The 11,654-nt window shown below is 72.2% G+C and carries 10 protein-coding genes; 2 read left to right on the forward strand and 8 right to left on the reverse strand.

What is annotated here, in order from left to right:
* Window positions 1-15 precede the first annotated feature (15 nt).
* From AB0E14_RS10325 to AB0E14_RS10335, 3 genes are all read right to left on the reverse strand, one after another.
* Window positions 16-1,413: a polysialyltransferase family glycosyltransferase gene (locus AB0E14_RS10325; RefSeq protein WP_362414591.1), complete on the reverse strand. Its 1,398-nt coding sequence runs from the start codon at window positions 1,411-1,413 to the stop codon at window positions 16-18.
* 2 nt (window positions 1,414-1,415) lie between these two features.
* The gene (locus AB0E14_RS10330) at window positions 1,416-2,381 is read right to left on the reverse strand and encodes a glycosyltransferase family 2 protein (RefSeq protein WP_362414593.1); all 966 of its coding nucleotides are present in this window, start codon (window positions 2,379-2,381) and stop codon (window positions 1,416-1,418) included.
* A gap of 164 nt (window positions 2,382-2,545) precedes the next feature.
* Complete coding sequence (locus tag AB0E14_RS10335) at window positions 2,546-5,254, reverse strand: YfhO family protein (protein ID WP_362414595.1); 2,709 nt, start codon at window positions 5,252-5,254, stop codon at window positions 2,546-2,548.
* Between the two features lie 340 nt (window positions 5,255-5,594).
* Here AB0E14_RS10335 and AB0E14_RS10340 point away from each other — a divergent pair, with 340 nt between their 5' ends.
* Both AB0E14_RS10340 and AB0E14_RS10345 read left to right on the forward strand, forming a co-directional pair.
* Entirely contained in the window at window positions 5,595-6,827 is a 1,233-nt protein-coding gene (locus AB0E14_RS10340; protein ID WP_362414597.1) for an MFS transporter, read from the forward strand.
* Between the two features lie 61 nt (window positions 6,828-6,888).
* Entirely contained in the window at window positions 6,889-7,323 is a 435-nt protein-coding gene (locus tag AB0E14_RS10345) for a heme-binding protein (protein WP_362414599.1), read from the forward strand.
* Between the two features lie 15 nt (window positions 7,324-7,338).
* Here AB0E14_RS10345 and AB0E14_RS10350 read toward each other — a convergent pair whose 3' ends face one another.
* From AB0E14_RS10350 to AB0E14_RS10370, 5 genes are all read right to left on the reverse strand, one after another.
* Window positions 7,339-7,755, reverse strand: coding sequence for a hypothetical protein (locus AB0E14_RS10350; RefSeq protein ID WP_362414601.1), 417 nt, complete (start codon window positions 7,753-7,755; stop codon window positions 7,339-7,341).
* Between the two features lie 223 nt (window positions 7,756-7,978).
* Window positions 7,979-8,626 carry a thymidine kinase gene (locus AB0E14_RS10355; RefSeq protein ID WP_362414603.1) on the reverse strand — a complete coding sequence of 216 codons (648 nt, stop codon included), beginning with the start codon at window positions 8,624-8,626 and terminating at the stop codon, window positions 7,979-7,981.
* 60 nt (window positions 8,627-8,686) lie between these two features.
* Window positions 8,687-9,892, reverse strand: coding sequence for a nucleotide pyrophosphatase/phosphodiesterase family protein (locus AB0E14_RS10360; protein ID WP_362414605.1), 1,206 nt, complete (start codon window positions 9,890-9,892; stop codon window positions 8,687-8,689).
* Entirely contained in the window at window positions 9,892-10,476 is a 585-nt protein-coding gene (locus AB0E14_RS10365; protein ID WP_355106181.1) for a DUF5998 family protein, read from the reverse strand. The genes AB0E14_RS10360 and AB0E14_RS10365 overlap by 1 nt, the downstream gene beginning before the upstream one ends.
* Before the next feature lie 140 nt (window positions 10,477-10,616).
* Window positions 10,617-11,654: acetate--CoA ligase family protein (locus AB0E14_RS10370; protein ID WP_362414608.1), on the reverse strand; the 1,038-nt coding region annotated here is incomplete at its 5' end.

Consider the following 11,654-nt stretch of genomic DNA (forward strand, 5'->3'; position numbering starts at 1 on the left):
GTCAGGCCTCGTCGTTCAGCCTCTGCCGGCGCGGATCAGGCTCCGGCGCAGTCGGGAGGACGCCCCGACGCGCGGGGCCGGGCCGCCGCCGCCGGGCAGGCTGAGCTGTGTCAGCCGTTCGGCGTCGAAGTAGCGCGCCATGTCCGCGTCGCCCCTGTGGGAGTCGAGGAAGCGGGCGGTCTCGTCCCGGAGCAGGGGGTACAGCTTGGGCTGCATGCAGTGGCCCACGGCCCGGACGAGCGGGGTCAGCGTCTCGGGGCCCGCGCCCGGGACGGCCGGTCCCGCGCCGGTCTCCAGGTCGGGCACGATGTGGTCTACGACGGTCAGCGGCACCCGGTTGCTGTTCTCGACCGGCTTCAACCGCTCCAGGACGGTGTCGGTGCCCACGCGCGCGATCGGCACGCCGTAGTAGACGGACGCGGTGACCATCGCGGTGGAGAAGCAACCGACGACCAGCCGGGGCCGGCACCGCTCGTAGAAGGTCTCGGCGAGCAGCGGGCCGTCCAGCACCGTCAGGCGTACGCCGGCCTCCTCGGCCGCCTCGTTGAGCGCCGTCGAGTAGCGGGCGGGCGCGGTCGGGTGCGGCTTGAAGATCACCGAGGTGTGTCCGGCCGCCGCGGCCCCGCGCATCATCCGGATGTGCAGCTCCTCCTCCTCGTCGGCGGTGAGGATGTCGAGCGCCGCGAGGTACTGGCCGAGGAGGAGGGCGGTGGGCTCGGCCGCGACCGCCTCGGCCAGCGTCCGGTCGCCCTCGGCCGCCTCGGCGATCTCCGCGAGGACCCCGCGGAAGGCGTCGTCGGGGACGAGTTCGGGCTCGACCCCGTACTCGGAGAGCAGCAGCGGGCGCAGGCCCGGCACCAGGTCGAGGTGGAGCAGGCGTCCGATCCGGCAGGCGATCGACTGCGGCAGCTCCTCGCGGGTCGGGCCGTAGCTCATCAGGCCGTCGGCGTAGACCTGAACGGTGGACTCGGCGAAGACGAAGGCGAGCGCCTTGGCCGGGTTGACCTGGATGGACTCCACGATCAGCTCGACCGGGGCGTCCCCGAGGTCCCAGGCCGTGCGGAAGACCCGCTGCCAGAGCGGGGCCTCCTCGGTGCGCGGCGACCAGGTGGCGGGGTGGTGCGGCTGGATCGCCTCGTTCCAGTCGATCACCTCGTCGAAGCGGGTGATGATCCGGTCGTAGCCGGTCATCGTCTCCATCCGCAGCGCGGTCTCGGGGATCGCGGCGTTGTTCGAGACGAGCAGGATCCGGCGGACGTCGGCGGCGGGGCCGAACCGGCCCGCGTCGATCGCCGCGGCGAGGGTGGCGGCGCCGTAGAGCGTGGACACCTCGAAGATCTGGATGCGCGGCTTCGCCGTCGTCGTACGCGGGTTCGCGGCCGTGGTACGCGGGTTCGCGGGCGTCACGGTCATGATCAGGCGGTCCTTCCGGTGGCGCGCAGGCCGCGGAGCAGGGTGCTGCGCGCGGTGTCCATCGTCGCGAGGGTCTCGTCGAGCACCTGCTGCGGCATCCGGCGCAGGGCGTCGGTCACGTTCTGCTTGAGCCGCTTGGTCACGGCCGGTTCGTACTGGTCGGCCTTGCCCATGTGGAAGGCGATCATGGCGCAGTAGGTGCGGACCGCCTTCGGCAGGAAGCGGGCGGCGTCGCGGTCGGCGGAGACCTCCTCCAGGAGGAGGTCGTAGGAGGGGATGAAGTCGAGCTGGCGGTTGTCGGTGATCTGGGTGAGCGAGGTGGTGACACCGCGCCGGTAGAAGACGCCGTGGACGCTGAGGGAGGCGTAGGTGGCGGCGTTGAGGTGCAGGCGCCAGATCCAGAGCCGGTCCTCGGCGGTGCGCAGCTTGGTCTCGAAGCGCGAGCCGCCGTTCTCGAAGAGCCGCCCGCTGTAGATGCCGAAGGGGACGAAGGGGTAGTCGACCATCGTGATCATGCTGGCGGGGGCGATGCCGTCGCGCGGGTCCATCACGGTCTCGCGCTGCTTCGCGGGCGCGTAGCGGATGGCGCGCTTCGTGCCGGTCGACAGGACGTGGTCGGTGCGGGCGAAGTCGCAGCCGAGGGCGTCGATGCCGTCGACCATGGCCCGCAGGTGGCCGGGGGCGTACCAGTCGTCGCCGTCGAGGAAGGTGAGGTAGTCGCCGGTGGCCGCGTCGATCCCGGTGTTGCGTGCCTGGGCCACGCCGAGGTTCGTCTCGTGGCGGATCACCCGGGCGTTCGGGATCCGGTCCCGCCAGCGGTCCAGGACGTGCGGCGTCTCGTCCGTCGAGCAGTCGTCGATCAGCAGGAACTCGAAATCCGGGTCCGCGTTGCTCGCGAGGCTGCGCATGGTGTCGGAGGCATAGATCCCGACGTTGTGGAACGGCACGATGACGGACAACTTGGGCACTCGGACATCCCCACACTCAAGCCGGACGAACAGAAGAGCAGACGAACGGACCAGCGGACGAACAGATCGGCGGATCGGCGGACGGGCGAGCGTCCGCTCGGCGGACGAGCGGGCTCGCGGCGGTGTTCACCTGGGCGCCGGTCGGACGGGCAGCGTAACCACCGTCATTTCCCGTCCGACGAGCCGGACGCGGACTCCAGGTGAACTCTTGACGCCCTCCTGGCGAACCGGCCCCGGAATCCGAGCGCGAGCAGGACGAGCAGGGCGACGGCACCGATCGCGCCGCCGGCGCGCAGCCCCGGCGGCCGGAACGAGCACGTGATCGACGTCGTCGTCGAGTCGAGCGGGACGGCGAGGAGACCGAGGTGGCTCCGGGCGGGCGCGGGGGCCGCGTCGCCCGCCGCGCAGCTCCAGCCGGAGACACGCGGTACGGCGATGACGGCGGTGCCCGTGCTGCCGGGCGGGAGTTCGGCGGTCAGCGTGTGACCGGAGACCTCGACGTCGGTGGCGCCGGTCGCGGTCAACGCCCGTACGGCGGCGTCGAGTCGCTTCTGGTCCAGGCAGCCGATGGGCTGCCGCGGCAGGGCCGGCCGCTCGGAGCCGCGTAGTTCGATCGTGACGGACCCGGAGGCCGGCACGGTGCCCAGGGTCCGCATCGGGCCCTGCACGGACGGGAGTCCACCGAAGAAGGAGACGGGCCGCCCGCCGGCCAGGGTCGCGTGGGCCTTGAGTTCGGGTGCCCAGAGCCAGACGCCGGAGCCCGCCGGGCAGGAGGCCGTCAGTGTCGTGGCACCGCCGGGACCGTCGGTGCGCCGGACCTGCTCCGGAACGGTGTAGACCCGCGAGCCGAGCAGCAACTCCTGGTTGGCGAAGGCGGAATCGCCGAAGACGGCGCGGGTGCCGTCGTCGCTCTCCGCCCCTGTCCCTGCCCCTGCCCCTGTCCCTGTCCCTGCCCCTGCCCCTGTCCCGCGTGCGGGCAACCGTACGTCCGGACGGACCGTCACGAGCGGCGGCACGGGTGTGTCGGTGACGGTGATGTCCGCCTCGGGGAGGCTGTCGGTCGTCACGCGGTCGGTGGGCGTGGATCGCATGCGGGTGCCGATGGAGAAGATCGCGTCGGTCACCGGGTTGTCGAGCGTGGTCAGATGGCGGCCCTTGGCCCAGAAGCCGAAGCCGAGCGCGGAGAGGGTCTTGTTGTACGACTCCGCCGTGAGGCTGGAGTAGTACTCGGAGCTCTGGCCGCCGACGAGCAGGACGTCGTTGCCGCCCGGCAGTTCGCCGGGGTCCGTGCGGTGGCGTGGCCAGGCGTCGTTGCCGGCGACGGCCCGCCGCATGTCCTCCTGCCAGGGGCCGACGCGCGGGGACCAGTGGACCTGGTTCAGCGACTGTTCGGCGATCCTGCCGCCGGTGACGGCGGCCTCGCCCGCCTGGGCGACGACGAGGAGGACGACGGCCAGGGCGGGCAGGACCTTGACGCCGACCCGGTACCGCCGAGCGAGCAGGACGGCGACGGCGGCGAGCGCCGCGAGCACCAGGGCGGCGGCGAAGGCCGGGTAGGTCCAGCGGTCGACGACGAGGCTGCCACGGGCGGCGAAGGCGAGGGCGGCGAGGACGGCCGCCCCGCCGAGGAGAGCGGGCAGCGGGGGCAGCCCGCGGGCGGTGGAGAGCCAGGCCGCGATCAGCAGCAGCCCGCAGAGCACGAAGGTCTGCCGGTACGGGATGCCGTTGGGCGAGGCTCCCGCGTGCCACAGGAGGTGGGTGGGGCCCCATTGCAGGGAGAGCGCGACCAGGACGATCGCGGCCGTCCAGGCGAGGCGGGTCCTGAGCGCCACGGTGCCGTTGAAGGGCAGGGTGAGCGCGAGCGCGAGCGCCGGGGTGCCGATGAAGAGGGCTGGGCTCGCGACGCTGGCCGTGGCGGGCAGCAGGCGGGCGAACACCTCGGTCCAGGCGACGGCGGTGAACGTCACCTCGGGCGTCGGGTCTGCGGTCTTGGTGGCGACGTAGATGACCAGGACGAGCGGGGTGGCGAGGCCGATGCCGAGGAGGACCGACCAGGAGGCGCGCAGCAGCCCGGCCAGCCGTCGACGGGCCGGTCCGCTCTCGGTGAGCAGGCGGACCGTCAGCACGACGGCGGCGCCGAGGGTCGCCATGTACGCGGTGTAGAAGTTGGCGTACCAGGCCAGGGCGACGACGAGCGGTCCGAGGACGGGCCTGCGGCCGCCGCGGGCCCACTCGCCCACGAGGCAGAGAAGAGGGAAGGCGAGCAGCCCGTCGAGCCACATCGGCACGGTGGTGCCGTAGTTGAGGGTCCAGCCGCAGAGCGCGTACGCCGCGCCCAGGACCGCCGCGATCTGCCAGGGGCCCCGCCGGAGCCGGAGGAGCAGAACCGCCATGGCCGCGCCTGCGGCGGTGATCTTGGCGGCGGTGACGACGTAGAGGGCGAGTTCGATCCGGTCGGCGGGGAAGAGCACGACCAGCAGGTCGAACGGGCTGCTCAGATACGTGCCGTAGTCGCCGAGGAAGTTCGACCCGAAGCCCGCGCTCCAGTTGAGGAACAGATCGCCGTCGGCCTCGCCGAGGAGGAGTCGCCGCCAGTAGGCGTGGAAGGGCAGGTACTGCTGGCCGAGATCGACGGTGTTGCGGGTGGTGGGCCCGAACGGATGGTGGCCGGCGACGAGTCCGCCGAGGCTGAGGACGAGACAGGTCAGCAGGGCGGCAGCGGCAGCCGCCCGGGTACGGATGCTGCGCCGGATCCGGGCGGGAGGTCGCTCCTCGCCGGGGCGGCTCCCGCCGCCGTCCGCGGCCCCCGGCCGCTCGCCCTCCGTGCGCGCGCCTTCGCCCCGGTCGGGCACGGTCTCGGCAGCAGGCGGCACTCGTCCTCCGGGGGTGTCTCGCGTGGCGCGCGGGTGCGCGTAGGCCCGGTGTTCACGTTCACGTCACGGGCAGAGAGCCATTACCTCCGAGCCGGGCGACTCGGATCCGATCAGCAAGCGGTCTTCCGGCACACCCGAGGTGAACACGAGGTGTTGCGACCGGTGCGGCCACCGATCCCCGCGACGCGGCGGCGGTGGCGAGCCGCAAGGCCTCTCAAGGAACCCCGCGCACGACGACAACCACCCTCCGCAATACCCTCCGCTTGCATTTAGCCAGCGTCTGCAATTATTGTCGAAGTACGCAAAACCCCCCTGCAAGCATTCTGGAAGGTGCTCCACCATGCCTCTCGCGCTCCTGGCCCTCGCCATCGGGGCCTTCGGGATCGGCACCACCGAATTCGTGATCATGGGCGTGCTTCCCCAGGTCGCCGGCGACTTCGGTGTCTCGATCCCCACCGCCGGCTGGCTGGTGACCGGCTACGCCCTCGGCGTCGTGTTCGGTGCCCCGCTCCTGACCGTGCTCGGCACGAAGGTGTCCCGGAAGAAGATGCTCCTCTTCCTGATGGGCCTCTTCGTCGTCGGCAACCTGCTCTCCGCCGTCGCGCCGTCCCTCGGCATGATGCTGGCCGGCCGGGTCGTCGCCTCGCTCGCCCACGGCGCCTTCTTCGGCATCGGCTCGGTCGTCGCGGCGGACCTGGTCGCCCCGGAGAGGAAGGCGTCCGCGATCTCCCTGATGTTCATGGGCCTGACCGTCGCCAACATCGTCGGCGTCCCGCTCGGCACGTACATCGGCCAGGCCGCCGGCTGGCGCGTCACCTTCGCCCTCGTCGCCGCGCTCGGCGTGATCGGCTTCCTCGGCGTGGCCCGGCTCATCCCCGCGACCGCGACGGGCCGGTCCGGGACGGCGAACGTCCGCACCGAGTTCGCCGCCTTCAAGAACGTGCAGGTCTGGCTGGCCATGGCGATGACCGTGCTCGGTTACGGCGGTGTCTTCGCGGCCATCACGTACATCACCCCGATGATGACCGAGGTCGCCGGCTACACCGAGGCCGCCGTGACCTGGCTGCTCGTCCTCTTCGGTATCGGCATGTTCCTCGGCAACCTGCTCGGCGGCAGGTTCGCCGACCGCGCCCTGATGCCCATGCTGTTCGTGTCGCTCGGCGCCCTGTCCCTCGCCCTGCTGCTCTTCACGGCCACCGCGCACCACAAGGTCCTCGCCGCGATCACCCTCACCCTGATCGGCGCCCTCGGCTTCGCCACCGTCCCGCCGCTCCAGAAGTGGGTCCTGGACCAGGCCAAGCAGGCCCCGACGCTCGCCTCGGCCGCCAACATCGGCGCCTTCAACCTCGGCAACGCCCTGGCCGCCTGGCTCGGCGGTGTCGTCATCGCCGCGGGCCTCGGCTTCACCGCCCCGAACTGGGTCGGCGCGCTGCTCTCCGGCACGGCCCTGCTCCTCGCGTTCCTGGCCGCCTTCCTGGACCGCCGTACGCGGACGGCGACAGCAAGGGCGTCGGCCGAGTCCCAGTCCGGCCGGCCCCAGGCCGCGGCGCCGGTACCTGCGAGCCTGCACTGACCCCCCGTAACTCCCCTACTCCCCCACGCACACCCCCTCACCGATGAAGGAAGACAGCACCATGAGCACCACCTCCACCGTCACCCCGCTGACGACTCAGGACGCCGAGCTCCTGCTCTCCACCGCCCGTCGCGCCGCCGAGGAGGCAGGAGTCACCGTCAGCGTCACCGTCCTGGACGCGGGCGGCCACCTGCTCGCCTTCCGCCGCGACGACCGCGCCGTCCTGATCTCCGGCGAGACCAGCACCCGCAAGGCGTACACGGCCCTCCAGCTGAACGCCCCCACGGCCGACCTGGTCGACCTGGTGAAGCCGGACGGCCCCTTCCACAGCCTGACGACGGCCCTCGACCGCCCCCTGCTCTTCATCGCCGGCGGCCTCCCGGTTCACCGCGACGGTCGGCTCATCGGCGCCCTCGGCGTCGGCGGGGGCGCCCCGGAGCAGGACCACGGCTTCGCGACCGCGGCCGTCGAAGCCCTCGACGCCGAGGCACACTGACCCGGCCGAGCCGGCTCACCAGTAGGTCGGTTCCTCGTACCAGTGCTCGGACTCCGGGCACCTCGCGCCGTAGACGTCGAGGATGTGCACGCGGATCACCGCGATGCGCTCCTCGACGAGCTCCGCGTACCGGCCGTCCTGCGTCCGTTCCGGCCCCCCGACGCTCCCGACGAGGCCTGTGGCAAGGAGCTCCTGTCCGATCTCGTCGCCCGGTTCCTGTGATGGGGCGGACACCTCGACCGTGCCTTCGGCTGCCGTCCAGTACCAGTTCAGAGGGTGCCCCGCGACAATCCGCACCCAGGGGTTGTCCTGGAGGTGCCGCACGAATTCTCCGTCCGCGGCTCCGACCAGCCGCGCCAGGCGAGCTTCCCTGTCCAGGACGTACTTGTGCTCCGGTCCGCTGCTCTCGCCGACCGTCCCGTATCGGGTCACGCGGCCGGACTCGGGCCAGGCCGTGACACCGCCCTCACTGACGTACGTTTTGAGCCCACCGTCGAAGCTCCGGTATCCGAAGAACTGGAAAGCTTCTTCCGCAGACAGCGGTCCGCCGTCCGGGAACCCCTGCGGGGCACTGCCGAAGTAATACACCGTCTCCCCCGTTCACCCGGCTGCCTCGCCATCCTAGGCAGGATGAGTCGGTGGCGGCGGGGACGGGTCAGCCCGGCGTGACCGGCAGGACGTCAGGCGACAGCGCCGCGGCTCGCGCCGTGGCGCTGGTCATCATCTTGCGATGGTGGCGTCGGCAGAGCACCTCGTAGCCGATCTCGTCCCCCGCGTTCACATCACCGACGACGACCTGCGCACCCTCGACGACCATCGCGCCGCCGACGGTGCGCGCGTTGTGGGTGGCCCGGGCTCCGCACCAGCACAGCGCCTCGACCTGGAGCACCTCCACCCGGTCGGCGAGCTCCACCAACCGCTGGGAGCCGGGGAAGAGCTTCGAGCGGAAGTCGGTGGTGATACCGAAGGCGAAGACGTCGAGTTCGAGGTCGTCCACGACCCGGGCGAGCTGGTCGATCTGATCGGGCGACAGGAACTGCGCCTCGTCCGCGATGACGTAGTCGCAGCGGCCGCCCTGGGAGAGATGGCCGACCAGGTACGCGTAGAAGTCGAAGCCCTCCGCCGCCTCGACCGCGTCCGTCACCAGCCCCAGACGCGAGGACAGCTTGCCCTCGCCCGCCCGGTCGTCGCGGGTGAAGATCATGCCCTGCAGTCCGCGGGTGGACCGGTTGTGCTCGATCTGAAGAGCGAGGGTGCTCTTTCCGCAGTCCATCGTTCCGGAGAAGAACACCAGCTCGGGCATGGGGAGTCGGGACCTTTCAGGTCGGGGTGGGGTGAGGGGGACGGGCGTACGGGTTCGGGGTCAGGAGCGGACTTCGAGGAGCGGGACCAGCTGCTCCGCGGGGGTCATCGATCCGTGCACACCGACCATCGCCGACTCGTGGGGCTCGTTGACGGAGGCGGTGATCACGACGTCGTCGTGGGCCGCGGCGACGACGTCGCCGATCCGCCCGAGGACCCGCTCGTCGACCCCGTCGCCGAACCAGCCGAGTGCGACGGCCTCCTCGCGGCTCGCCACCCAGAACTGCTCGCCGAGCACTTCCCGCCAGCAGGTGAGCACATCGGCCTCGGCCCCCGGCACCGCGTAGACGTGCCGGGCACGTCCCTCGCCGCCGAGGAGGGCGACACCCGCGCGCAGCTCCCAGTCCTCGTCGAAGTCGATCCGGTGCTGGTCGTCGAAGGGGATGTCGACCATGCCGTGGTCGGCCGTGACGTACAGGGCCGAGCGGGGCGGCAGCTGCTCGGCGAGGCGCTGGACGAGCCGGTCGACGAACATCAGCTGACCGCGCCAGGCGTCCGAGTCGATGCCGAAGCGGTGTCCGGCCCCGTCGAGTTCGCTGTAGTACGTGTACACCAGCGAGCGGTCGCCGGCCGCGAGCTGCTCCGCGGCGAAGTCCATCCGCTCCTCGCCGGAGAGCCTGCCGTGAAACGTCCCACCGCTCAGCGCGATCTTGGTGAGCGGCGTGTCCTGGAAGATCGGCGACGAGACCTGGGCGGTGTGGATGCCGGCCTCGTGGGCGAGCTGGAAGACGGTGGGGTACGGCTGCCAGACCTGCGGCGAGGTCCACGGCTTCCAGCGGAGCTGGTTCATCAGCTCGCCGGTCTCCGGGTTCCGGACGGTGTAGCCGGGCAGCCCGTGCGCGCCGGGGAACCGTCCCGTGCCGACCGAGGCGAGCGAGGTCGCGGTGGTGGCGGGGAAGCCCGCGGTGATCGGGCGCCCGGTGCCGCCGCGCGAGGAGCCGAGGAGCGAGGTGAGGTACGGGGCCTCGTCCGGGTGGGCCTTGATCTGCTCCCAGCCGAGGCCGTCGATCAGGAAGAGGCAGTTCCGGTCGGCCGGGGTGAGCTCGGCGATCCGGGCGTCGAACCCGGGGGCGCCCTGCCCGGCGACGAGCGTCGGGAGGACGTCGGCCAGCGAGCCGGTGCCGTACTCGGGGAGGGGAGCCGTGGCGAGATCGAGCGGCACGGGATCGTCCGGCCAGCCGGAGGCCACTGCGGTGGGCTGGACCATCAGCGGGTCGCCGCGGTGGCTTCGGAGAGGGACTGGGCGAAGGCGAGGGTCTGGCGGACCGTGTCCGGGCCGTCGCCGGCGTCGCTGACCCGCAGGCTGAGGTCGTCGGCGGTCGCGTTGCCGGTGTAGCCGTGGTCGGCGTCGCAGTTCGGGTCGCCGCAGGCGGCGGGCTCCAGGTCGATCCGCGAGACGGCGCCCCAGCCGATGGTGAGGACGACCTCGCGGGGCAGGGTGCCGGGGGTGTACGACTCCGGGTTGGCGACGACCCGGCTGACGACGACGGAGGAGATCCGGTCGAGCTTGACGGACTCGGTGGAGGTCGTGGCGTACGGGGTCGGGGAGCTGCTGTCCGCGGCCTGCTCGTCGGTGTGGCTGACGATGAAACGGTTGGCCGTCAGGACGAGGACCGTGACATGGCGACGGACCTCGTTGGAGTCGAAGGTGGTCTCCTGGTGCACGAGGTACGACGCGATCGGCTCGCCGCCGACGGCGGCCTCCACCGCCTCGGCCACGAGGGCCGGGTAATAGCCGCTGCGCTCGATCGCCGCGCGCAGCCCCTGGGTCGTCGTACCGGTCTTCGCCATGGACTCCATCCTAATCCGTCGGAAGGGGCACTCCGGGACGGTCCGGCCGTCTCGTCGAGGCCGTTCCCCGGGGCTGTGCGGCCTTGCTCGGCCTGGCTGCTCCCGGGGTCCCTCGTGGTCCCTGGTGGTCGTCGTCCTCCCTAGTAGCTCGGAAGGCTGCGCGGGCCGAGGTCGGTGCGGGGTGGCGGTGGGGCGAGCCGGACCGTCGCGCCGAGCACGGAGAGACCGTGCGGGGCGACGACGACCGGCTCCAGGGCGATCGCGACGACCTCGGGATGGTCGTCGACGAGCCGGGAGACGCGCAGCAGCAGCTCCTCGAGCGCGGGCGTGTCGACCGGGGCGGAGCCGCGCCAGCCGAAGAGCAGGGGGGCGGTGCGGATCGAGCGGACCAGTTCGGCTGCGTCCCGCTCGGTCGCCGGGACCAGGCGGTGGGACATGTCCCCGAGCAGCTCGGAGGCGGCGCCGGCGAGGCCGAAGGAGAGCACGGCGCCGACGGCGGGGTCGATGGCCGAGCGCACGACCGTGTCGACGCCACGCGGCACCATCGCCTGGACGACCGGCTGCAGCTCGGCGGGCTTGCCGAGCTGCTCGGTCATTTCGGCGTACGCGGTGCGGAGTTGTTCCTCGCCGGCGAGGTCGAGACGGACGCCGCCGAGGTCGGGGCGGTGGCGCAGATGAGGGGCGGTCGTCTTGAGCGCGACCGGGTAGCCGAGCCGGGCGGCGGCCTGCACGGCGTCGTCGGGGGTGGGCGCGGGCAGGGTGGGGAGGACGTCGATCCCGTACCGCCCGAGCAGCTCGCGCGCAGCGTCGGCGTCGAGGGTCACGCCGCGTGCGTCCGCGTCCGGGCCGAGCGCGCGTTCGATCTGCGCGGCGGCGCCGCTCTCGTCGATCTCCTCGAACTCGGGCACCCGGCCGGGCTCGACGGCCTGCCGCCGCCACTGCCCGTACCGCACGGCCTCGGCCAGCGCCCGCACCGCCCGCTCGGCCGCCGGGTAGGCGGGGATCACGCCGGGGCGGGTGGAGGCGGGGGCGGCGGTGCGAGCAGAAGCGGGAGCCGGCGTGGCCTCCGCGCCCGCCGAAGCGGCGGCGGCGGACGGTGCCTGCCGTGCGGGTGGTACGTACCCATGACGTCGCCGACCACGCGGGCGCACTTGTAGAAGCCCTTCTCGGGCCGGTAG

It is taken from the genome of Streptomyces sp. NPDC047981, assembly GCF_040653315.1.
GTDB lineage: Bacteria > Actinomycetota > Actinomycetes > Streptomycetales > Streptomycetaceae > Streptomyces.